Source organism: Acetoanaerobium pronyense, assembly GCF_017874355.1.
In the GTDB taxonomy this organism is placed as follows: domain Bacteria; phylum Bacillota; class Clostridia; order Peptostreptococcales; family Filifactoraceae; genus Acetoanaerobium; species Acetoanaerobium pronyense.
In genome coordinates, this window is sequence record NZ_JAGGLI010000004.1 from 48,995 (window position 1) to 73,126 (window position 24,132).

The following is a 24,132-nucleotide window of genomic DNA, read 5'->3' on the forward strand; positions in this document are numbered from 1 at the left end:
CTTCCTATGATACGTCTAAGCTAAGCCTTATCATAGGAAGTTTTACTATATTAAAAAATTTATCATAAGGGTTGCAAGCCCAAGAAAAAAGAAAAAACCAAGTACATCAGTTACTGTAGTTACAAATACTCCAGATGCTAGCGCTGGATCTACATTTATTTTTTTTAAAATCAATGGGACAAAATATCCTGCAATTGTAGCTATTACTAGATTTAAAAACATAGCTATTCCAATTACTAGTCCAAACACAGGGTTACCTACCCACAAAAGCCCAAGCGTTGCAACAATAATCCCAAGACAGGTTCCATTTACAAGACCTACAAGAATTTCTTTTTTCAATACTTCTTTTTCATTTTCAAAATTAAGTTCACCCAGTGCGATTCCTCTTATTATCATAGTAAGAGTTTGAGTTCCTGCATTGCCACCCATACCTGCTACAATAGGCATAAAAGTCGCTAGAGCAACTATTTTTTCGATAGTATTTTCAAATAAGCTTACAGTGGCAGCTGCAAGGATAGCAGTTCCTAAATTTACTATAAGCCAAGGAAGCCTGCTTTTTATAGAAGATTTTACAGAGCCTGAAATTTTTTCACTTTCATCCAGACCTGCTAGACGATAAAGGTCTTCTGTATGTTCGTCTTTTAAGATTTCAACTATATCATCTATTGTTATTATTCCCAGCATTACGCCAAAGTCGTCTGTTACAGGAACTGCCATAAATCCATACTTGTCAAATATATTTCCAACATCCTCCTGATCCATCTGTACAGGTACTGTAATCACTTTTTCAATCATTATATCTTTTACTATGGTTTGAGCGTCGGAAATCACTATATCTCTTAGAGGAACAACTCCCTTTAAAACATCGTAATCATCAAGTACATAAATATAGTAAGGAGTCTCTGAATCAGGGGCATTATCTCTTAGAAATTTAATTACTTCATCAACTGTCATATTGTCTTTAACAGATAAAAACTCTGTAGCCATTATTCCGCCTGCAGAATCAGGGTCGTACTCCAAAAGCTCTTTGACCTCTTTTGCATCTTCTTTATCCATTTTCAAGATAATGGATTCTTTTTCGTCCTCATCTATATTTCTAAGCAAATCTACAAGCTCATCAGAAGACATTTCCGATATAATATTATTTTTTCGATTTTGCGAAAACAAAGAGAGCAGTCCATATTTTTCATCGTCTTCTGCTTCATCTATCAATAAAGCTATATAATCGTCAGGAAGCTTTTCTAAAACCTCAACAGCCTCGCCATGATATGAACTAAGGGCTTCAAGAAAGTCTACAGGATGGATATCATCAAGCTTTTCTAATATAGCCTCTGCATTATTTTTTAATATAAAATCAATAATTTCTATCTCGTTTTCCATAAATCACATCCTAAAAAGTTTTTAAGTTATAAACAACTAGTCTTTAATTGTATTTGTTAGGGTTCCTATACTTTTGATTTCACACTCGATTTTATCTCCATCTTTTAGCCAGACTCTAGGATTTAGACCCATACCAACTCCTGAAGGCGTGCCTGTTGCTATTATATCTCCTGGCATAAGAGTCATACCTTTAGAAAGATCGCTTACAACCGTAGGAATATCAAATATAAACTCCTTTGTATTTGATGTCTGCCTAATCTCATTATTAACTCTTGTAATTATATCAAGGTGAACAGGAAATGGTATTTCATCTTTTGATACAATCCACGGACCAAGAGCAGTTAAGTAATCAAGGCTTTTTCCTCTAAACCACTGACCGTTATTTTTCTGAAGATCTCTAGCTGAAAAATCATTAAGTATGGTATAACCAAATATATAGTCTTCTACTTTATCTTGGGATATATCTTTTCCTTTTTTTTCAATGATTACAGCAAGCTCATTTTCATAATCAAGCTTAGTGGTTATATTACTGTGTGATGGAATATCCTCAAAAGGTCCAGTCGTAAAAGTAGCTCTCTTTGAAAAGTATATAGGATATTTTGGTGGCTCGCTACTAGTTCCAAGTACTTTTGAAGTTTCCTCTAAATGATCCTTGTAATTAAGACCTAGGCATAGTACATCTCCTCTAGGGATAGGAATAGGAGAGCATAAAGTAACATCTGAAAAATCAATTCCTAAACTTTCAACCAAATTTCTATTTTTTAAAGCTTCATTAATAAGCCCTATTTTATTTTCCAAAGAAGAATCTATAAATTCTAAAAGGTTTTTAAAATTAGAACCAATAAGAGCGTTTAAACTAAAAACTTTATTCAATTTCTTTTCATATATTCCAAAATCTTGGTTATTAGAGACTTTATAAGTTACAAATTTCATTTTATACCTCCCTATATTTAAGATGTTAAGTAAGAAATACAGCTTTATATAAAGTACTATAAGCATGTAGTTATATTATTAAGTACATTATATACCTGTCCAAAGATTAAACCAATTATTAAATTCTAATATATATTCAATGTGTAATCTTTTAGCTCATTATTCTCATAAATCATTTTAGAAGAAAAGAAACTATATTCATTCATCCATTTCATAAAAAGCTTGTCACCTTCCAATAGATTCAACTCGAACACTTCTTCCTTGCTTATCCATTTGAGATTTCCTTCTGGAGATTCGATTAAATCTCCACTAAATTCAGTGCACTTGAATAAAAACATATACCAGTCCCCTGAATCCATGAAATTTGGAAAAGTAAGAACACCTTTTAATATGGGGTTTATTATGGTAAGTCCACTTTCTTCTTTTACCTCTCGAATTATACATTCTTCTGGAGTTTCGCCAGATTCTATCTTTCCGCCAAGGCCCATCCAATTGCCTTCATGTATATCATTTTTCTTTTTGTTTCTATGTAACATTAGAATTTTATTATCTTTTTCTATGTAGCAGTGAGTGGATAGTATCATAAGACTTATTCTCCTTTAAAATTTAAGTATCTAGTAATTAATATAGATATTAGTTTTTTAAATTATAACTCATTATTTCATGTTAATATATAGAGGTATTAATTAATTAAACGACATTAAAAAATAGGAGTGAAAAATATGTTTAATATTGGTTTGATAGAAATAGTCATGGCGATTGCTCTAACGGCTGCAATCCACTTTTTTTTAAAGGAAATCAAAAGAGAAGATTACCTTGGAAAACTGATTTTTAAAATTCCAAGAGATAAAAAGACAAATGCCCTAGTTTTTTTCTGGGTAATGATGGGATTTTTTTGGATATATCTATCTCTAAATAGTTTTTTAAGCAGTGGTGGTAATTATTATACAAGTCCTGTAATTATGATAACCACACCTATATTATGGCTGTTAATTTCAATGCTCAATGTGTATAGAACTCTCAACTCAAAAGAGATAAGAGAAAAAGGAATGACTACAGTTGATGGGTTTTTATACTGGGAAAATATAGTGCAGTATAGATGGATTAAATCATCTGGAATGAATGGGGCTGTACTTGAAGTTTTCTATACCCCAAGAAAAAGGATATTTCCCAATAGAAAAATCCGAAAATTAATAACAATGAATGAAGAAAATATACCACAGATAGAAAAAAAATTAAAAAAGTTTTAAAAACTACTTGACAAAAAAATAAGGAAGTTTTAAAATTAAATCAAAATTAGCACTCATTAAAAGGGAGTGCTAATAAAAAATATGAAGGAGGAATCAGTATGTTAGGATTAACGCCTTTTGGAAGAAATCAGATTCAAAAAAGAGAAGATGACTTTTTAGATTTTTACAACATGTTTGATGACTTTTTCAATGATCGTTTTCCTGAAAGAAGAACAACAAGAAAAGACTCTTTCAAAATGGACATAAAAGAAAAAGAGACCGAATATCTAGTGGAAGCCGAATTGCCTGGAGTTAAAAAAGAGCAAATATCTATCGACTACAATGATGACAGGTTAATAATCTCTGTGAAGCAGCAAGATGAAATAAATGAAGAAAAAGAAAATTATATCCACAGAGAACGAAGATTATCTTCCATGCAAAGATTAGTTTATTTAAAAAATATGGATGTAGAAAAAATAAAAGCCAAACTTGAAGAGGGTGTTTTAAAGATAACTGTACCAAAGAAAGAAGAAGATAAAGGGAAATATGAAATTGTCATAGAATAAGTCATAAAGCTTCAGATTTTATCTGAGGCTTTAATTTTATTGTCCTTACAATAAAGTTATTATTTTTAGGATAAGGGTATTTTATAAAAGATAAGGAGGTGGGCTTTTGAAATACAAAAATTACTATGAAATACTTGGTTTGTCCAAGGATGTTTCCCAAGAGGAAATTAAAAAAACATATAAAAAACTTGCTAAAAAGTATCATCCAGATAGAAATCAAAATGATAAAACATCAGAAGAAAAATTCAAAGAAATTAATGAAGCCTATGAAGTACTCGGAGATCCAGAAAAAAGAAAAAAGTATGATGCTTTAGGCTCTAATATGAATTTTAATAATAATTATGATTTTAATCCCTCGGATTTTGGGTTTGAATTTAGAAGTAATTCTCAAGGAAATTACTCGGATTTTGGTAGTGGTGATTTTAGTGATTTTTTTAATATGTTTTTTGGAGGACGAGGATTTGATAATATTTGGGGAGATTTTGGAAGCGGGAACTCTAGCTATGGAGATTTCAGACAAAGTTCATCTCGAAATGATGATATAGAATCAGAACTTGAAATAGAGATTTTGGAAGGCTTAAAAGGATCTGAGAAAAGGGTGAAATTAAGTACAGAAGAGGGAGAAAAAACAATAAATATAAAAATACCAAAAGGTGTGAAAAGTGGATCTAAAATCAAACTAAAAGGCCAAGGAAGATTAAATCCCTATTCTGGAGGAAGAGGAAATCTTTATATTACACTGAAGCTAAAAAATAACAGTAAGTTTTCTATAGAGGGATTAAATTTATACAAGGAAATAAAGGTTACACCTTGGGAAGCTGCACTTGGTAAAGAAATATCGGTAAAAACATTAGATGAGACTGTTAAGGTCAAGCTGCCTGCTGGAATTCAAAGCAAAGGGAAACTAAAACTAAGAGGTAAAGGCTATGTTGATAAAAATGGTAACAGAGGTGATTTATACTTAACAATTTTAATTGTAAATCCAGAGAGTCTTTCACAAAGCGAAAAGGAATTATACGAAAAACTTTCCAAGATATCAGACTACAAGCCAGAAAGATAACATAGATAAATAAAAAAGGATAAATAAAAAAGTATATTAAATTAATAAATATTTAATTTTAGAGAGGTGATGATTTTGAATATAGATAAGTTTACTCAAAAATCTCAAGAGGTTATTTCAAGCTCTCAAGAAATGGCACTCAAATTAGGGAATCAACAAATAGAGATAGAGCATCTACATTATTGCCTTATAGTACAAGAGAATGGTTTAATTGGTAAACTTCTTCAGTATATGAATAAAGATAAAATTAAAATAGAGAAAGAGCTATATGATCATTTAGATAAGCTCCCAAAAGTTTCAGGTCAAGAGGTATCAAACGTATATATAAGCAGAAATGCAAATCAAGTCTTAATGATGGCAAAGGATGAGGCAGAAAAGTTTAAAGATGATTATATAGGGGTTGAACATATATATCTTTCTCTACTCGAGCAAAGAGGCACATTTTCAAAAAAAATATTTGAAAAATATGGAATTACTAGAGAAGCTTTTTTAGAAGCTTTGATGAAGATAAGAAGTAATCAAAGAATAACGAATCAAAATCCAGAGGAGACATACGAAGTATTAGAAAAATATGGTAGAGATTTAGTTGAGATGGCAAGGAAAGGAAAGCTAGATCCTGTAATAGGGAGAGACAATGAAATCAGAAGGGCCATTAGAATATTATCAAGAAGAACAAAAAATAATCCAGTTCTTATTGGTGAGCCTGGGGTTGGAAAGACGGCAGTTGTAGAAGGATTAGCCCAAAGAATTTTAAAAGGGGATGTCCCAGAAGGCCTAAAAAATAAAACCATATTTGCTCTTGATATGGGTTCATTAATAGCTGGAGCAAAATTTAGGGGAGAGTTTGAAGAAAGATTGAAAGCTGTCTTAAACGAAATCAATAAATCTGAAGGTAAAATAATATTATTTATTGACGAGCTACACAATATAGTTGGCGCAGGAAAAGCTGAAGGGGCAATGGATGCAGGTAATCTGCTTAAACCAATGTTAGCAAGAGGAGAACTTCACTGTATTGGAGCTACAACCCTTGACGAGTACAGAAAATATATAGAAAAGGATGCAGCACTAGAAAGAAGGTTTCAACCAGTTCTTGTGGATCAACCAACTGTTGAGGATACTATCTCAATATTAAGAGGAATAAAGGAAAAGTTTGAAATACATCATGGAGTTAGAATTGCAGATAATGCAATAGTTGCATGTGCAGTTCTCTCAAATAAATATATAAGTGATAGATTTTTGCCAGATAAGGCAATAGACCTTATGGATGAAGCTGCTTCAATGATAAGGACGGAAATCGATAGTATGCCTTCTGAACTTGATGAAATAAGTAGAAGAATAATGCAGCTAGAAATAGAGCAAGAAGCTTTGAAAAAAGAAGATGATTTTAATTCAAGGGAAAGGCTGAAGAATCTTCAGGAAGAACTTTCAAGCCTTAAAGAAAAATACAGTGAAATGAATACCCAGTGGATTATTGAAAAAGAGAATATATCTAAAATAAAAAGACTTCAACAGGAAATGGATGATGTAAAAAGAAAAATAGAAGAAGCAGAAAGAAAGTATGATTTGGAAGAACTTGCAAGACTTAAGTATGGCAAACTTCCTGAGATTGAGAAAATGCTCGAAAAAGAAAGAGAAAATCAAAAAAACAAAGATAGAAATAATCTTTTATCAGAAGAAGTTACAGAAGATGAAATAGCAGAAATAATTTCTAAATGGACAAACATACCAGTATCAAAACTTATGGAGAGTGAAAGAGAGAAACTTCTTAATCTGGAAAACATACTAAAAGAAAGGGTGATTGGTCAAAATGAAGCCGTAAACGCTGTATCAGATGCTGTTCTAAGAGCAAGGTCTGGGTTGAAAGATCCTAAAAAACCTATAGGCTCTTTTATTTTCCTAGGGCCAACTGGAGTAGGAAAGACAGAGCTTGCAAAAGCATTAGCAAATGCGCTATTTGACTCAGAAGAGAATATCATAAGAATAGATATGAGTGAATACCAGGAAAAACACACTGTAGCTAGGCTTATTGGAGCTCCTCCAGGATATGTAGGATATGAAGAAGGAGGACAACTTACAGAAGCTGTTCGAAGAAAACCTTATAGTGTAATATTATTTGATGAGATAGAAAAAGCTCATCCAGAAGTATTTAACACACTTCTTCAACTTCTAGATGATGGAAGACTTACAGATTCTCAAGGCAGAACTGTGAACTTTAAAAATACAGTAGTTATTATGACTTCAAATATAGGAAGCCAGTATTTATTAGAAGGGATAGATCTTGAAGGCAATATTACAGAATATGCAAAAAATAGAGTTATGGAAACTTTAAAAAGCTCATTTAAGCCTGAATTTTTAAATAGAATTGATGATATCATAATATTTAAGCCATTAGGGAAAAATGAGATATTAAAGATTGTAGATCTTGCCCTTGAAGATATTCAAAAAAGAATCTATGATAAAGATATTAAACTTCAATTAACTGAAGAAGCTAAAAATAAAATAGTTGAAGAAGGATATTCTCAGGTTTATGGTGCTAGACCAGTTAAAAGATATCTTCAAAAACACATAGAAACACAGCTTGCTAGGATGATAATAAAAGGAGAATTATCTGAAGGTAAAACTGCTCAAATAACATCTACAGAGCAGGGGTTATTGATTAAAACGATTTAATATAATATAAAACCCTAGATTATTCAATAAATTAAGTAAATTAATTATGAATAATCTAGGGTTTATTGTTATTTGGTTTTAAACATCAGTCTATTTTTTTAAGGACAAGAAAAGTTCTACTAGGAGAATATATGGATATTCCAGTGCTTTTATTAAACTCATGGAGTTGTTTTGGGGAATATATTACTTTTCTACTTATTCGTTCATGGCCGCCATAAATCTCTGCATCTGAATCAAACACAACTTTATAATCAGATGCCTCATGAGTTGGAAATCTAAAATCTTCAAAAGAGTCCGTTGGATGAAAATTAAATAAAAAAATCAAATCATTTTTTTTGTATATTATAATTTTTTTAGTATCATCAAGCCATAAGTCTTTTACCTCAGATGTTTCTAAGATATGATTTATTTTAGTAAAATAAATCATATCTTTATCAAACTTTTTTAGATAATTATATTTTAAATCTAGATTATCACCAAGGCTCCACTGCCTTTTGCAATACTTGAAGCTCCAATTGTTTCCCTCTCTAGGAAAATCAATCCATTCTGGATGCCCAAATTCATTACCCATAAAATTAAGATACCCTTCACCAGAGAGTGTGATTGTAATGAATCGTATCATTTTATGAAGTGCCATTGCTCTATCAATAATCGGATTTTTATCTGATTTTTCCATATGCCAGTAGATTTCTTGGTCGGCTAGTCTAAAAAACAGAGTTTTATCCCCTACAAGTGCTTGATCATGAGACTCTACATAGGTGATTCGCTTTTCCTTAGGTCTTAGTGAAGTAAGCTCATACCAAATATCATACATACTCCAGTTTTCATCTTTTTTGTCTAATAATTTGATCCAAAAGTCAGGAACTCCCATAGAAAGTCTATAATCAAAGCCAATACCTCCACATTCTATAGGAAGTGCCATACCAGGCATTCCGCTCATATCTTCAGATATAGAGATTGCATCTTTTCTGATTTCTTTAATAAGTTCATTTGCATATTGAAGATAATTAATTGCATCCATATCAACTGTATCATTGAAATATTTTTCATAATTATCAAAGTTTACTCCAAGACCATGATGATCATATATCATTGATGTAACGCCATCGAATCTAAATCCATCAAAATGATATTCGTCCATCCAAAATTTTATGTTTGAAAGAAGAAAATGAATAACTTCTGGTTTAGAGTAATCAAATAGTTTGGAATCCCAAGCTGGATGAATTCCTTTTAAACCCTCATGAAAAAACTGAGTAGTAGTTCCGTCAAATTCGTCAATGCCCTCAGCAATATTTTTTACTGCATGGGAATGAACTATATCCATAATAATGTTTAGCCCCATAGAGTGTGCAGTGTTTACCAGCTCTTTAAGTTCAGTTGGATTTCCAAACCATGAAGAGACAGCAAAAAAATTAGATACATGATATCCAAATGATCCATAGTATGGATGTTGCATGATTGCCATCAGCTGCACTGTATTATATCCGGCATCCTTTATTCTAGGTAGAATGTTTTTCTCGAATTCCTTAAATGTCCCGTAATCTTCTTTCTCTTGAGCCATTCCTATATGGGATTCGTATATTAAAAGTGGCTCATTCTTAACTTTAAAGTCTTGGTCTGACCAATTAAACTCATCTTTTTCTTTCCATATTTGACCACTAAAGTCATGAGATATTGGATTTTGAATCGTCCGCTTAATATAAAGTGGTATTCTATGAAGAGTTTTCCCCATTGAATTTATTTTCACTTTCACTCTACAGCCGTGGTAAAGTGAATCCTTGCCAGGGATAAATATTTCCCATACCCCATTTTCTTTTTTGGAAAGGGGATGAGAATCTAGGTTCCAATCATTAAAATCTCCAATAAGAGTTAGCTCATTTGCATTTGGTGCCCATTCTCTATAAATCCATCCATTTTCAACTTCATGAAAGCCAAAATAAAGGTGACCATTTGCAAAATCCTTAAAAGAGTCATGATTTTCCAATAATTTTTTCTTGTTTTTTTCATATTCTTCCATTCTTATATTAAGTTCATTTTTAAATGGTTTAAGCCAAGGATCTATTTCTAATATCTTAAGTTTGCGGAGTTGTTTTTTCAAAATTAAAGCCTCCAATCAAGGGGTATATTTTGAATATTTTTAGAATATCAGATTAATGATTATTTAGTGAAAAATCCAAGGCCTACACATCCAGGGCCACCATGAGTTCCAACTGTTATACCAAGATCTATAATTTTAGATTCTTTTATATCAATTGTTTCATGAGCCGATTTAGAAAAATTTTCAGCCTTTTCAAAGGCATCAGAATGACCAAAATACACAGGCTTTGATGTATCTATATTCATATCTAGAGCTTTTTTTATAATCCAATCTAGAGCCTTACTATAACCACGAGATTTATGAATTGCATTGATTTTTCCATGCTTTATTTCGACTATTGGTTTTAGATTTAGCATGGTTCCTATAGTAGCACCTACAGAAGATAATCTCCCTCCTTTTTTTAAGTAAGTGAGATTTTCAATTGCAGCATAAACAACTACTTTCTTCTTTAGTTCTTCTAGAGCTATTATTGTTGAATCTATATCATTACCGTTATCTCTTAATCTTATAGCCTCATATACGAGTGATGCGAGACCAAACGTAGTAGTTTCTGAGTCTATTAGATGTATTTTATCGTCTCCGAGAGTAGATTTTGCTATAGTTGCAGATTGATAGGTACCACTAAGCTCACTTGATATAAATATTCCCAAAACATCATTACCTTCATCTAGTATTTTTTTAAATACATTTTCAAATGCTAAAGGGGTAACCTGACTTGTCTTAGGTAAAGAATCAGAGCTTCTCATTAATTCATAGAACTCTTTTTTTGAAATATCAATTCCATCAGCGTATTCTTTTTCTCCAAATATAACCGTTAGTGGGACTATTTCTATATCAAGCTCTTTTTTTAGCTCCATTGATATATCGCATGTACTATCTGTCACAATTTTAATTCCCATTCAATCATCTCCCTTTATAAATAGTTATCAATTTAATTTTCGAATCGTAAGTTTTATAAATCTTGAACTATTATTTCAATAATAAAAAAATTTTCAAATAGTTCATTCTTGACTAATTATAACATAATTACATCATAGATAATTTACATATCTATTAATTGAAACTAGAAATAAAATTAAAAACACCTTCCCAATAACATACATAAATTAAATATATCCCAAATAAACAATTAATTAAATGTAAAAATAATAAAATAGGGCTAAAGAATGATATACTTTTCTTATAAATAATGAGGTAAGGATAATTTTTATAAGGAGGATGAATGAATGAGGTTTAGCCAGCCTATTTCGGAGATAATCAAGAAAAGAAAATCCACTAGAACATTTTTGACTCAGAAAATAAGTGGAAGCGATTTAAAGAAAATAGAAAACTATATAAGAGAAGACAAGAATCTTATTGGACCGTTTGGTACAAAAATAAAATTTAAGGTAATCTCTACTTTAGAAAATAAAACGACTGAAAACGGTAAAATAGGTACATATGGAGTGATAAAAAATGCCAAGGCTTATATTGTAGGAATTTCTATAAATGATTCAAGGGAGCTTGTAGAATATGGATATGTATTTCAAAAATTAATTCTTTATCTTACAAGTCTTGGAATAGGAACGTGCTGGCTTGGAGGCACATTTACTAGAGATAAGCTAGACAAGTCAATTACTCTTAATGACAAAGAAATAATTCCATGTATTACTCCAATAGGATACCCCCTGGAAAAAAGATCTTTACTTGAAAGAGCTATGAGGATTGCTGTAAAGGCTGACAATAGAAAAGATTGGGATGAGATATTTTTTGATGAGCAATTAAATCCAATTGATAAGTCTAGAAAAGAGATTCTGAGGACACCTTTAGAAATGGTGAGACTTGGGCCATCAGCTTCAAATAAGCAACCATGGGTAATTATAGTATCTAAAGACTTAAATCATTATGATTTTTATCTCGAAAAAACAGAAAACTATCCAGGTAATAAAATGGGATTTGAGATGCAGAAAATAGACATTGGCATTGCAATGTGTCATTTTGAACTCACATCAAATGAAATGGGAATAAAAGGGATATGGAAAGACAAGCCTTTTAAAGAAATATCAAAAAAAGGTATAGAGTTTATTGCATCTTTTGAGTTAATTAATTCTTAGCAATCTTTCAAATAAAGCATTATTTATAAAAGTTATTACTGCTGCCAAGAATAGAGCTTTCTTGACAGCGGTAATATAAATTTTTTTATTCTGTAGTTTCATCATCTGAATCAGATGGATTTTCGCCAGGTATATTTTCATTATCGTCTAAATCTATGATATCTATTTCTCCAGTTTCCAAGTCATAATCCACATCAACTTTAAGAATATCACTTATAAATTTTAAAGGTACAAAAGTCCTGTTGTTTATAGATTGTGCTGATATTTCAAGCTCTCTTTCTTCTCCATTGACTAAAACAATATTGCTCCCTAGTGTTAGTATGATTACAGTGTCGTCTTTTGATATTGTAACGGTGCTTGTTTTACTATCCCAAACCACATCAGCACCTAAACTTTCTGTAATTGCACGAACAGGAATTAATGTTCTTCCTTCTTTGATGACAGGAGGAATTTCAAACTTAATATTCATACCATTTACGAATATCCTCTCTTCGAGCTTCCTCTCTTTTAAGTCTGATTTATTTTTTTTAAATTCTTCAATTAATAATTTTTTTTGAATTCGTCTAGCTTCTTGAATTTCTTTTTTACTAAGAACCTTTATAGCTGTTTCTTCTTTTGTTGATTTTTCGGATGATTCAATTTCAGTAGATATGTAGTCTTCAGAATTATCTTTTTGATTTAACTTGTCTTCTTGAGAATTAAGTTTTTTTTGAATTCCTGGAGCATTATTTTTATTACCTTTGGAATTTCCTTGATTATCCAGAGATGCAAAGGATATAGTTGTGGTTAAAACACTTACTAAAATAGTAAAAGCTAATATTTTTCTCATAATAACCTCCTAATTAATAGTAAAAATTATTTACTTATATTTTCATAATAGGACTAAACTAAGGATAAGTCAATAAAAAAATATTTTTTAACTAATAAAAGTTTGGATTATATGAACATTCTATATTACACTTTATAATATAGAATATTTATTAAAATTCACGGGAAAGGAGATTGATTATGCTATTAAAAGATTTTATTGCTGAAAAATTTAATATTAAAGCTAAAAGTGATGAGGAGGGAGTTTATAATTTCATCTTTAGAGAAAAAAAAGATAAAATATCAATTGGAGTAAATCTTAAACTACTGGAGGAGAATGAAAATCTTCTGATAATGGAATGTGATGACAATAACTTTATGTCTCTAAAAAATAAGTTTTATGGAAGAGAAGTATTTGTCATAGATGGAACAAAGATAAATGGAGCCGAGTTTATAGATGATGAATATGAAGATATGGAAGGGGAAGCAGTTAAGGAGCATGCCCTAATTCTCTATTCAGACAGTTGGATTAAAAGGTATTTAAGAATAGACTTTTACCCTTCACTTAAGGTTTCATTAGAAATAGATTATGATAAATATGAGACAGACGAAAACGGAGTTATAATTTGGGAATAAAGTAATTAAATTTCATACAAAAAATTCTTTGATGAATATAAACTAGGTAATGGGATATATATCTTACAAGAATTATAAAACCTTTATTAAAAGAGGAGATGGTATTTTATGAAACCACTTATAGGACTAACAACTAATTTTATCATTTCCAATGAAAGTGCAACAAAAGGCCAAGAAAGATATTTTCTAGTAAGCGAAAATGTAAAAATGGTTGAAGAAGCTGGAGGAAGTTGCGTACTTTTTCCTCATACTCATGACACAGAAACCTTTGAAAGATATCTAGACCTTGTAGATGGAATCATACTTACTGGAGGAATAGATATAAACCCTATGTTTTATGGGGAAGAGCCCCTTGAAAAGCTTGGATATTTTAATACAAAAAAAGACTTCTTTGACGTAGAGCTTACAAAAAAAGCAATCCAAAGAGGTATTCCAGTACTTGGTATAGATCGAGGATTACAAGTACTAAATGTTGCTATGGGAGGAAGTCTCTACCAAGATATTTCTTATATGGGAGGAAACCCAATAAAGCACTTTCAATCATCAATACTAAGTGAAAAGTCCCACTCTGTTGTAATAGAACAAAACTCATATCTTTTCGAAATATTTGATCAAGACAGAATATTTGTAAATAGCTTTCATCATCAGGCAATCAAAGAGCTTGGAAAAGATTTAGTTGTCACAGCTAAGGCTTCAGATGGAGTTATAGAAGGGATTGAGTATGCTGGAAGCTCATTTGCTATGGGAGTCCAGTGGCAGCCAGAGTTTATGGGAAGTGAATATGAAGAACAGAAAAAAATATTTGATTTTTTTATAGAAAGGTGCAAATAATATAAATAAATTAGAGAGAGGGTGATTTTAGCCCTCTTTGATTATTTGTAAATAATTAAAAAGGGGCTGATATCAATAAAAACACTATTTGACAAAACCAAAATCAAAAATATGAATCTCAAAAATAGAATTATAAGGTCTGCAACATGGGAGCAACTTGCAGATGAAGATGGGATGCCGACAAAAGAGCTACTCAATATATATGAAGACTTATCAAGCAAGGATGTGGGCACTATAATTACGGGGTATGCCTATGTAGTGAAAGATGAGCAGCCCAATCCAGGGATGATGGGGATATACGATGACAAATTTATAGAAGCATACAAACCTCTTACTGAACTAGTTCATAAAAATAACTGCAATATAATAATGCAAATAGTGTATGGTGGCTCTAGTACTAGATTTAATACAAAGAGTAGAACTATATGGGGTCCTTCAGAAGTTGAAAACCCTTCCTCAAAAATTACTCCTAAGGAAATATCAAAAAACGAAATTAAGCTGTTGATAAATGCTTTCGCAGATTCATCCCTTAGAGCTAAAAAATCTGGATTTGATGGTGTACAGCTTCATGGAGCACATGGATATCTCTATAGTCAGTTCTTATCTCCATTTTTTAATAAGCGTGAAGATGAATATGGAGGAAGTATTGAAAATAGAGCTAGAATAATTTTTGAAACTCTAGAAGCTATTAAAGATAAGGTTGGAGAAGATTTTCCGGTTTTTATAAAAATCAACTCTAGAGACTACTTTGAAGGCGGATTAGATTATGAAGACTGTCTTTGGGTTTGCAAAGAACTCTCATTACTTGGAATAGATGGTATTGAGATTAGCGGTGGCGGAGTTGATAAGACGAGAGATTCAGAAGCTTATTATTTAAAAGAGGCTATAGAAATTGCTAAAAGTATCAGTGTTCCTGTGATTTTAGTGGGAGGAAATAGAACCCCTTCTGATATGGAAAAAATTTTAAACAATACAAAGATAAGTTATCTCTCAATGTCAAAACCATTTCTTAGGGAGTATGATTTAGTAAGTAGATGGAAATCAGGAAATCTTGAAAAATCTAAATGCATAACATGTAATCAGTGCTTTAAAACAGAAGGACATAGATATTGTATTTTCGCAAAATGATAAATTTAAATATATATTAAAAAATAAAAATCTTGACAAGTTAATTTTTAAATGATAAATTTATTTCAAAATTAAATATTATCTTCAGGGCAGGGTGAAATTCCCGACCGGCGGTGATAGTCCGCGAGCCACATTGTGGTTGACTTGGTGTAACTCCAAGACCGACAGTAAAGTCTGGATGGAAGAAGAAAAATATCTTATATCAAAATTGATAAAGCTATTTTAAAGCTCTGAATTCTAATTAAACGAATTCAGAGCTTTTGTTGTAAATATGGCAAAATTCTTTAGCATCTCAGTAATTTTTGACTGCTAATATGAATTATGTTTATAGAATTTACTATCAAATCCGCCTTCTGAAGAATACTCAGACAGGCGGTTTTTGTGTTTAAGGGGGTTATAGCTATCGATCAGATATATATGAAAAGAGCAATAGAGCTTGCAAAAAAAGGTGAAGGCTATGTAAATCCAAATCCATTAGTAGGTGCAGTTATAGTTAAAGATGGCAAAATTATTGGAGAAGGGTTTCATAGAGGATACGGGAAAAATCATGCTGAAGTAGATGCATTTGAAAGTCTTATTGAAAGTCCAATAGGAGCTACAATATATGTAAATCTTGAACCTTGCTCTCACTTTGGTAAGACACCTCCTTGTGCAAATAGGATTGTGGCGGAAGGAATCAAAAGAGTTGTGATAGCTATGAAAGACCCCAATCCACTTGTCAGCGGAAATGGCATAAAAATTTTAAAGGAAAATAATATTGATGTTACTGTAGGGGTTTTGGAAGAAGAAGCAACAAAACTAAACGAAATATTCATAAAGTATATTACTACAGGGATACCTTTTTTTATAGTAAAAACAGCTATGACATTAGATGGTAAAATAGCAAGCTATACGGGTGATTCAAAATGGATTACAGGAGAGCTAGCAAGAGAAAAAGTGCATAAAATTAGACATAGAATGTCTGGAATAATGGTAGGAATAGGAACGGTTTTAAAAGATAATCCAAGTCTTACAACAAGACTTAATATGAAAGATACTATGGATCCTCATAGGATAATAGTGGATACATCTTGTAGGATTCCTCTTGATTCTAAGGTGTTAAATCTAGATTCAAAATCAAAAACAATTATAGTGACAACTGAAAATGCAAGTGATGGAAAGATTAAAAGAATAAAGGACAAAGGAGCCGAAGTAATAATACTTCCTAAAGTAAATGGCAAGGTTGATTTAAAAGCTCTTGCAATAAAATTAGGGGAGATGAAAATAGATAGCGTACTTATAGAAGGGGGTTCGTCTCTTAACTATTCTGCATTTGATGCACAAATTGTTGATAAGGTTATGGCTTTTATTGCTCCAAAGATTATAGGTGGTGTTGAAGCAAAAACACCTGTTGGAGGAGATGGGATAAAGCTGATAAAAGATTCTATAAATATATCTTGTTTAGAAGCCACAAAAATAGGTGACGATATTTTAATAGAAGGATATGTTAGAAAGGATTAGCTTATGTTTACAGGACTAATAGAAGAAGTTGGACAAATCAAAGATATTAAAAAAGGTAAAAAGTCATCTAAGCTTACAATTGAAGCATATAGAGTTCTTGAAGATGTAAAACTAGGGGATAGCATAAGTACTAACGGAGTTTGCCTTACCGTTGTGGATTTTTTATCCAATAGCTTTACTGTAGATGTAATGCCTGAGACCTTTATAAGAAGCAATCTGAAAGACCTAAGTAAAGGGAAAAAAGTAAACCTTGAAAGAGCTTTAAGATTAGGTGATAGGCTAGGTGGACATTTAGTATCAGGACATATAGATGGAACTGGAAGCATAACAGATATAAAAAAAGATGAAAATGCTACTGTCATAACTATAAAAGCAAGTCCTTCTATAATGAAATATATTATAGAAAAAGGATCGATTGCAATAGATGGTATAAGTCTTACAGTTGCATATGTAGATTTAGAGAAGTTTAAAGTTTCTATAATACCTCACACCAAAGATGAGACCACATTGACTGATATGAAGGTTGGTGAAACTGTTAATCTTGAATGTGATATGTTTGGAAAATACGTAGAAAGATTAACTATGTTTAACAGTAAACACACAGATTCTAGTAGATTGGATATGGAATTTCTCAAAGAAAATGGTTTTTTATAGATAAAGAAAGTGAGGAAAAATATGAAGTTCAACAGTATTGAAGAAGCATTGGAAGATATAAAAAAAGGTAAAATGATAGTTGTCGTAGATGATGAAGATAGAGAAAATGAAGGAGATTTACTTATGGCGGCAGATGCCGTAACCCCTGAGGCTGTAAATTTTATGGCTTAATATGGCAGGGGATTAATATGCGTACCTATGACCAAAGATAGATTAAATAGGCTTCAGATATTTCCAATGGTAAATCAAAACACAGACCCAAAGGAGACTGCATTCACAATTTCAGTAGATGCTATAAATACTAAAACTGGTATTTCTGCTGAAGAGAGATTTATAACAATAAAAAAGCTTGTAGATGAAAATGCATCCCATTCAGATTTTACAAAACCTGGTCATATATTTCCCCTTTGTGCAAAGGATGGAGGGGTACTTGTTAGAGCGGGACATACAGAAGCAGCCGTGGATTTGGCTCAAATGGCTGGCTTTAGCAGTGCTGGAGTGATTTGTGAAATTATGAATGATGATGGCTCTATGGCTAGAGTACCGGATCTTATGGAGTATGTTAGATTGCACGATTTGAAAATAATAACTATAGCTGATTTGATAGCTTATAGAAGAAAAAATGAAGTTCTAGTTGAAAAAGTATCACAATGCAAACTCCCAACGAAATACGGAGATTTCCAGATGGTAGGATATACAAATAAGCTAAATGGAGAGCATCATGTAGCGCTAGTGAAAGGAGATATCGTGTCAGATGAGCCGATTTTAGTTCGCGTTCACTCTGAATGTCTTACAGGAGACGCCTTTGGCTCTTTAAGATGTGACTGTGGTGATCAATTAGCTCATGCTTTAAAGGAAATAGAGGGAGAAAAAAGAGGCATACTTCTTTATATGAGGCAAGAAGGTAGAGGTATAGGCCTTTTAAATAAAATTAAAGCTTACCATCTTCAAGACCAAGGCATGGATACTGTAGAGGCGAATTTAGAACTAGGTTTCCCAGAAGATATGAGAGACTATGGTATAGGAATTCAAATCCTTTATGATCTTGGAGTGAGAAAAATCAAGCTTATGACAAATAACCCAAAAAAAATAGCTAGCTTATCGGGGTATGGTATAGAAGTTATTGAAAGAGTTTCCATACAAACTAATCATAATGAAAGAAATGAATTTTACTTAAAAACAAAAAAAGATAAGATGGGTCACTTATTAAAATTTGAGGAGGAAAAATAATGAAAACTTATGAAGGTAAATTAATAGCACAAGGTCAAAAAATAGGAATTATTGTGGGAAGGTTCAATGAGTTTATAGGTGGGAAGCTTTTATCGGGTGCAGTAGATGGACTTTTAAGACATGGAGTAGAAGAAGAAAATATTGAGATAGCATGGGTACCAGGTGCATTTGAAATACCACTGATAGCAAAAAAAATGGCTAAAAGTCAAAAATACGATGCTATAATATGCTTAGGAGCAGTCATAAAGGGAGCAACGCCACATTTTGATTATGTTTCAAGTGAGGTGACAAAAGGTGTTGCAAGTGTATCACTGGAATCAGACATACCAGTTATATTTGGTGTTCTTACTACAGATACAATAGAGCAGGCAATAGAAAGAGCTGGTACAAAAGCTGGCAACAAAGGCTTTGAAGCCGCAGCAACAGCTATAGAAATGTCTAATCTAATAAAACAATTATAAAACAATATAAAAATAAAGGGTATATTTTTTAATATACCCTTTTAAAATATGCCATATTTTTTTCTGAAATATAATAAAACCCAGCAGAATTCGCTGGGTTTTTAAGTTCTTTTTGGTTGCGGGGATAGGACTTGAACCTATGACCTTCGGGTTATGAGCCCGACGAGCTACCAACTGCTCCACCCCGCGATATTAAATGTGAATATATCTCTTACTAAAGTTAGTATACTACATAGATGTTCATAAAACAAGGAGTTCATTAAAATTAAATTAAAAGAATAAAAAATTCAGTTATATATTATTTTTTTGAGTATAATATATATTAGATAATTAAAAGGGGGATTTTTTATGTGGACAAGAAAGGAACTAAAAACTAAAGCCAAAGAGTTTCTTAATAAATATTATTGGAAGGCTTTTGCAGTGGCCCTTGTAATTGCTCTTGCAGGGGGAAATGAAAATATAGTTTTCAATTCAGGTGGAAGAGGCTCTTCAAGCGAAGGTTCAGGGGTACGTTTTGAGGGAAGAGAAGTAGTAATAAATAATTCTGACTCGTTTTTAGGAAGAGTATTTGATACCATAGGAATACCTGGAATTATTGCAATCTCATTAATAGTTGCTATTATGATAATAATTCTATTTCTTAGTTTGAGAGTATTTATAGGAATCCCTCTTGAAATAGGAGGAAGAAAATTTTTTCTTGATGGAACTGAAAAAGAACCTAGGGTAGGGGATTTATCTTGGGTATTTAGGTCAAATTCATATCCGAACATAGTAATAACTATGGTTTTAAGAGGAGTATATACTCTTTTATGGACTTTACTACTTATAATTCCAGGCATTGTAAAACATTACTCATATAAAATGGTACCATATATTTTAGTTGAAGATCCAGATGTTGATTCTTCGGAAGCTATAAAAAAGAGCATGAGTATGACACAAGGGCATAAAATGGATATGTTTGTTTTAGATTTGTCTTTTTTAGGATGGTATATTTTGGGAGCCCTAATGTTTGGGATTGGGGTATTTTTAGTTCACCCTTATTATGAAGCAACATATGCACAGCTTTATAAAACCTTGAACCATGAATCATATGCACCAAAGGTAAATCTAGCGAAGGAGTAGCTGTATGAGAAGATTTAACACATGGTTAATAGCCATAATAGCTATAGGGGGAATATTTTACCTTTCGTCAATACCTGGACTAAGAGTTTTGCCTGTGCTTAGACAATTGAATGTTATATTAAGAGGATTTGACAGTTATTTTGTAAGTTTTGCTCAATTTCTTTCTAGGCATATTCCTGTGGATATGGGGGAGCTTGGACCATTTAGGACTGTAAGTGATGATTTTTATGTATATGCTAGAGAAAATCCTGCAATAATAGAGTTTATACTTAGAAAAATAGCCCATGTTGTTGTTTTCTTTTTTCTTACCATAATAATATATTATCTGATAAATCAGTATACAAAAAAACATTATACATCTGTGATATGGGCTTTTGTAATCACTTTTTCCTTTGCTGCACTTGACGAATATAGACAGTCTTTTGTAGATGGTAGAGTTAGCAGTATTATAGATGTATTTATTAATTTAATTGGTATTTTACTAGCTATTTTCCTAATTACATTTGCTATATTTATAACTAAAAAGAAACCTAAAATTTGAAATAATCTAGTTGAGATGCTATAATCTCAATTAGATGAATAAAAACTAAATATTTTAGATTTGTGGTGCCCTATAGGGTTAAAAGGGAAAGCGATGAAAGTTCGCTACAGCCCCCGCTACTGTAATTGGTGATGAAATCCAAATAACCATTGGGAAACCGAGAAGGTTGGATAGTAAGTTGAGCCATTAGTCAGGAAACCTGCCATAAATCTTCAATCAAAATCTTCGGAGGGAGGATGAGAATACATATTTTATTTTCACACCTTAGGTGTGTTTTTTATTGCAAAAAAAATATAGTAAGGAGACTAAATATGAGAAAAAATTTGTTACTAAGCTTTATATTTTTGTTTTCAGTAGTATTTTTGTCAGGGTGTCAAAATGTTAATTCGGAAAATAGTGAAATAAGGGAAATAGAATCTGGATATCCAATGACTATAGTAGATTCATATGGTAGAGCAGTTGAACTTGAAACTGAACCTCAAAGAGTCATATCTATTGCACCTAGCATAACAGAGATAATATATTCAATTGATGCACAGGAAAAACTTGTTGGAAGGACAGATTTCTGTGACTATCCAGAAGATGTAATCGAAATAGAATCAATCGGAAGTCTAACTGATCCTAGTATAGAAAAGATAATGGAAATAAATCCAGATATTGTAATTGCTTCTACACATTTTAAGGAAGATGTTTTAAAGAAAATGGAAGAGCTTGGAATAAAAGTATTGATTTTATATGGACCAGAAAGCTTTGAGGGAGTATATGAAACTGTAGAAAAAGTTGGGGCTATATTAAATAAAGAAGAAAATGCCAAAACTGTTGTAAATCAAATGAAGGAAAAAGTCGAGTATGTAACTAGTAGAGTTCAGGGAAGAGAAAAACCATCTGTATATTATGTTGTTGGATATGGAGAGTTTGGAGATTACACTGCAACAGGGGAAACCTTTATTTCCAAAATGATTGAGATGGCAGGAGGGTCAAATGCAGCGGATGATGCCCAAGGATGGAAATATAGTATAGAGAAAGTGTTGGAAAAAGATCCTGATATTCTTATATGTTCTAAGTATTTTGATACAAAGACTGGTATTGAAAATGCAAATGGTTATTCTCAGCTAACAGCTGTAAAAGAAGGAAGATTATTTGAAATAGATAATAACAAATTAGATAGACAAGGAACTAGACTGGCTGATGGACTTGAAGAACTGGCAAAACTAATTCATCCAGATGCATTTTAAAAATATTGAACATTTGAGAAGTGAGTGAAACTATGACATATCTTGAAAATAAAAACCGATATAGATTATTACTTATACTATCCTTTATAGCGCTATTTTTAGTAATAATAATATCTAGTATGGTGGGAGTTGCAGATATAACTTTTGTAGATGGAGCAAAAATCATACTAAATAGAATAATTTTATTGGATAGACTAATATCATTAGATGGAATAAAACATAATTATATAACCATAGTGTGGGATATAAGATTTCCTCGTATTTTACTGTCTGCTCTTATAGGATGCGGATTATCTGTATCTGGAGCGGCATTTCAAGGTATGTTTAAAAATCCGATGGCGGATCCATATGTGCTAGGGGTATCCTCAGGAGCTGCCTTAGGAGCTACAATTGGTATAGTTTTAGGGTTTCAAAGCAGTTTGTTAGGACTTGGATCAATCACCATTATGGCTTTTATAGGAGCTATAACTACTATGATAATCGTATATCATATAGCAAAAATTGGGGGAAAGGTACCTGTAATAACCCTTCTTTTAGCAGGAATATCAATAAGCTATCTTCTTTCCTCAGTAATATCAATTATGATGATATTTAATAAATCTCAACTGGATAAGATAGTATTTTGGATAATGGGAAGTGTTTCCGCAGCAAGCTGGACACATGTCAAAATACTTGCTCCAATTACATTAATAGTAACTTTTTTTGTAATATTTTTTGCCAAAGACTTAAATATTATGCTTATGGGAGAGGACACTGCAAGTTCACTAGGCATAGAAGTAGAGAAGGTAAAAAAAATTCTTCTTTTACTTTGCTCTATTGTTGTTGCAGCAACTGTATCAGTAGGTGGGATTATTGGTTTTGTAGGACTTATTGTTCCCCATACTGTAAGGATGGTAGTGGGACCCGATTATAAACACCTCGTTCCATTTTCAGCTGTTTTAGGAGCAATTTTTATGATAATTTCAGATACATTAGCTAGAACATTAATGTCTCCAGCGGAAATACCAGTTGGTGCAATTACATCCCTTTTTGGAGCACCATATTTTATCTATCTTTTAATTAAGAGTAAAAAGAAGGTGACAAATTGAAAAAAAATATAAATGATTCAATAGTGATTAAGAAACTGAAATTTTCATATGGTGACAATATAGTATTGAATGATATTGGAATATCTCTGGAAAAAGGTAAATTCTACAGCGTCATAGGGCCAAATGGTTCAGGCAAGACAACTTTAGCTAAATATATTGCCAAATTAGTTGATGTTCAAGGTGAAAAAGTGTTTGTTGAAGGAGAGGATATAAAAAAAATGAGTGCAAAGGTTATTGCAAAAAAAATATCTTGTGTTCCTCAAAATACTTCAATAGACTATGATTTTTCAGTTATGGATATAGTTTTAATGGGAAGAGCACCTTATATGGGAAGATTTCAATCTGAAAGTGAATCAGACATTAAAATAGCTAAAAGAGCTATGGATATAACCAAAGTTTGGCACCTTAGAGACAAAAAGATAAATCAAATAAGCGGTGGAGAACGGCAACGTGTTATTATTGCAAGAACTATAACCCAAGATACTGACTTAATGATATTAGATGAGCCTATATCAAATATAGATATTCAGCATCAAATTGGGCTATTAGATACTATAAAGAATTTAAATAAGGAAAAAAATCTAACAGTAATAGCGATACTTCATGATCTTAATCTTGCTGCACAATATAGCGATGAAATAATATTAATGAACGAAGGGGAAATTATTTCTTTTGGCAGAGCAGAAGCTGTCTTAACAAAGAAAAATATAAAAAACGTTTACAATCTTGATGTTAATCTAATTGAAAATCCTATGACTGGAAAACCCTATATAATACCTATATATAATCAATTTAGTTAGATAGCTCACTATTTAAAAATTAGACTTAGCCTAGATGAAATGGTATTATAAATTTCATCTAGGCTAAATC

Annotated in this window: 22 protein-coding genes, 1 tRNA gene, 1 pseudogene and 2 riboswitches; of the genes and pseudogenes, 17 read left to right on the forward strand and 7 right to left on the reverse strand. The window is 31.8% G+C overall.

The annotated features are described in order from the left end of the window. Nucleotides 1-45: 45 nt before the first annotated feature. The 3 genes from mgtE to J2Z35_RS02870 all read right to left on the reverse strand — a co-directional run bounded on the left by mgtE (nt 46) and on the right by J2Z35_RS02870 (nt 2,897). Nucleotides 46-1,380: a magnesium transporter gene (gene mgtE / locus J2Z35_RS02860; protein WP_209659157.1), complete on the reverse strand. Its 1,335-nt coding sequence runs from the start codon at nt 1,378-1,380 to the stop codon at nt 46-48. 36 nt (nt 1,381-1,416) lie between these two features. Continuing rightward, entirely contained in the window at nt 1,417-2,313 is an 897-nt protein-coding gene (locus J2Z35_RS02865) for a fumarylacetoacetate hydrolase family protein (RefSeq protein ID WP_209659159.1), read from the reverse strand. Between the two features lie 125 nt (nt 2,314-2,438). Next, nucleotides 2,439-2,897: an NUDIX hydrolase gene (locus tag J2Z35_RS02870; protein ID WP_209659160.1), complete on the reverse strand. Its 459-nt coding sequence runs from the start codon at nt 2,895-2,897 to the stop codon at nt 2,439-2,441. 138 nt (nt 2,898-3,035) lie between these two features. On the opposite strand from J2Z35_RS02870, the gene J2Z35_RS02875 reads away from it, so the two are divergent. From J2Z35_RS02875 to clpB, 4 genes are all read left to right on the forward strand, one after another. Then, a complete protein-coding gene (locus tag J2Z35_RS02875; protein WP_209659162.1) occupies nt 3,036-3,563 on the forward strand; it encodes a hypothetical protein in 528 nt (175 codons plus the stop codon). Nucleotides 3,564-3,661: 98 nt separating this feature from the next. Continuing rightward, nucleotides 3,662-4,108 carry an Hsp20/alpha crystallin family protein gene (locus tag J2Z35_RS02880; protein WP_209659164.1) on the forward strand — a complete coding sequence of 149 codons (447 nt, stop codon included), beginning with the start codon at nt 3,662-3,664 and terminating at the stop codon, nt 4,106-4,108. Between the two features lie 106 nt (nt 4,109-4,214). Further along, nucleotides 4,215-5,168, forward strand: a complete 954-nt coding sequence (locus tag J2Z35_RS02885; RefSeq protein ID WP_209659166.1) for a DnaJ C-terminal domain-containing protein — start codon at nt 4,215-4,217, stop codon at nt 5,166-5,168. 75 nt (nt 5,169-5,243) lie between these two features. Beyond that, a complete protein-coding gene (gene clpB / locus J2Z35_RS02890; RefSeq protein WP_209659168.1) occupies nt 5,244-7,838 on the forward strand; it encodes an ATP-dependent chaperone ClpB in 2,595 nt (864 codons plus the stop codon). Between the two features lie 85 nt (nt 7,839-7,923). Here clpB and J2Z35_RS02895 read toward each other — a convergent pair whose 3' ends face one another. Further along, on the reverse strand, nt 7,924-9,936 hold the full coding sequence (locus J2Z35_RS02895; protein WP_245330726.1) for an alpha-amylase family glycosyl hydrolase: 2,013 nt from the start codon (nt 9,934-9,936) through the stop codon (nt 7,924-7,926). Between the two features lie 59 nt (nt 9,937-9,995). Beyond that, nucleotides 9,996-10,835 (reverse strand): DegV family protein, encoded by an 840-nt coding sequence (locus tag J2Z35_RS02900; RefSeq protein ID WP_209659170.1) that lies wholly within the window; start codon nt 10,833-10,835, stop codon nt 9,996-9,998. Nucleotides 10,836-11,162: 327 nt separating this feature from the next. Here J2Z35_RS02900 and J2Z35_RS02905 point away from each other — a divergent pair, with 327 nt between their 5' ends. Continuing rightward, a complete protein-coding gene (locus J2Z35_RS02905) occupies nt 11,163-12,029 on the forward strand; it encodes a nitroreductase family protein (RefSeq protein WP_209659172.1) in 867 nt (288 codons plus the stop codon). An 85-nt stretch (nt 12,030-12,114) separates the two neighbouring features. Here J2Z35_RS02905 and J2Z35_RS02910 read toward each other — a convergent pair whose 3' ends face one another. Continuing rightward, the gene (locus J2Z35_RS02910; RefSeq protein ID WP_209659174.1) at nt 12,115-12,858 is read right to left on the reverse strand and encodes a copper amine oxidase N-terminal domain-containing protein; all 744 of its coding nucleotides are present in this window, start codon (nt 12,856-12,858) and stop codon (nt 12,115-12,117) included. 179 nt (nt 12,859-13,037) lie between these two features. On the opposite strand from J2Z35_RS02910, the gene J2Z35_RS02915 reads away from it, so the two are divergent. From J2Z35_RS02915 to ribH, 7 genes and pseudogenes are all read left to right on the forward strand, one after another. Next, nucleotides 13,038-13,472, forward strand: coding sequence for a hypothetical protein (locus J2Z35_RS02915; RefSeq protein ID WP_209659176.1), 435 nt, complete (start codon nt 13,038-13,040; stop codon nt 13,470-13,472). Between the two features lie 108 nt (nt 13,473-13,580). Next, on the forward strand, nt 13,581-14,303 hold the full coding sequence (locus J2Z35_RS02920; protein ID WP_209659178.1) for a gamma-glutamyl-gamma-aminobutyrate hydrolase family protein: 723 nt from the start codon (nt 13,581-13,583) through the stop codon (nt 14,301-14,303). A gap of 75 nt (nt 14,304-14,378) precedes the next feature. Further along, nucleotides 14,379-15,431, forward strand: coding sequence for an NADH:flavin oxidoreductase (locus J2Z35_RS02925; protein ID WP_209659280.1), 1,053 nt, complete (start codon nt 14,379-14,381; stop codon nt 15,429-15,431). A 76-nt stretch (nt 15,432-15,507) separates the two neighbouring features. After that, nucleotides 15,508-15,625, forward strand: a riboswitch (FMN riboswitch). Between the two features lie 187 nt (nt 15,626-15,812). Then, a complete protein-coding gene (ribD, locus tag J2Z35_RS02930) occupies nt 15,813-16,931 on the forward strand; it encodes a bifunctional diaminohydroxyphosphoribosylaminopyrimidine deaminase/5-amino-6-(5-phosphoribosylamino)uracil reductase RibD (RefSeq protein ID WP_330623350.1) in 1,119 nt (372 codons plus the stop codon). Between the two features lie 3 nt (nt 16,932-16,934). Further along, nucleotides 16,935-17,585, forward strand: a complete 651-nt coding sequence (locus tag J2Z35_RS02935) for a riboflavin synthase (RefSeq protein WP_209659180.1) — start codon at nt 16,935-16,937, stop codon at nt 17,583-17,585. Nucleotides 17,586-17,606: 21 nt separating this feature from the next. Then, nucleotides 17,607-18,815 (forward strand): annotated as a pseudogene (locus tag J2Z35_RS14920) (bifunctional 3,4-dihydroxy-2-butanone-4-phosphate synthase/GTP cyclohydrolase II). Continuing rightward, on the forward strand, nt 18,815-19,276 hold the full coding sequence (ribH, locus tag J2Z35_RS02945; RefSeq protein ID WP_209659181.1) for a 6,7-dimethyl-8-ribityllumazine synthase: 462 nt from the start codon (nt 18,815-18,817) through the stop codon (nt 19,274-19,276). The pseudogene J2Z35_RS14920 and the gene ribH overlap by 1 nt, the downstream one beginning before the upstream one ends. 113 nt (nt 19,277-19,389) lie before the next feature. Here the strand turns inward: ribH and J2Z35_RS02950 are convergent. Next, nucleotides 19,390-19,465: transfer RNA gene (locus J2Z35_RS02950), tRNA-Met, on the reverse strand. Nucleotides 19,466-19,624: 159 nt separating this feature from the next. Between J2Z35_RS02950 and J2Z35_RS02955 the strand changes: the two genes are divergently transcribed. The 5 genes from J2Z35_RS02955 to J2Z35_RS02975 all read left to right on the forward strand — a co-directional run bounded on the left by J2Z35_RS02955 (nt 19,625) and on the right by J2Z35_RS02975 (nt 24,062). Next, complete coding sequence (locus J2Z35_RS02955) at nt 19,625-20,398, forward strand: DUF975 family protein (protein WP_209659183.1); 774 nt, start codon at nt 19,625-19,627, stop codon at nt 20,396-20,398. 4 nt (nt 20,399-20,402) lie between these two features. After that, on the forward strand, nt 20,403-20,939 hold the full coding sequence (locus J2Z35_RS02960) for a VanZ family protein (RefSeq protein WP_209659186.1): 537 nt from the start codon (nt 20,403-20,405) through the stop codon (nt 20,937-20,939). 46 nt (nt 20,940-20,985) lie between these two features. Then, nucleotides 20,986-21,160: riboswitch (cobalamin riboswitch) on the forward strand. A gap of 90 nt (nt 21,161-21,250) precedes the next feature. Beyond that, entirely contained in the window at nt 21,251-22,174 is a 924-nt protein-coding gene (locus J2Z35_RS02965) for an ABC transporter substrate-binding protein (protein WP_209659188.1), read from the forward strand. A gap of 20 nt (nt 22,175-22,194) precedes the next feature. Beyond that, nucleotides 22,195-23,262, forward strand: coding sequence for a FecCD family ABC transporter permease (locus J2Z35_RS02970; RefSeq protein WP_330623351.1), 1,068 nt, complete (start codon nt 22,195-22,197; stop codon nt 23,260-23,262). Continuing rightward, a complete protein-coding gene (locus J2Z35_RS02975) occupies nt 23,259-24,062 on the forward strand; it encodes an ABC transporter ATP-binding protein (protein ID WP_245330728.1) in 804 nt (267 codons plus the stop codon). The genes J2Z35_RS02970 and J2Z35_RS02975 overlap by 4 nt, the downstream gene beginning before the upstream one ends. Nucleotides 24,063-24,132: the final 70 nt, after the last annotated feature.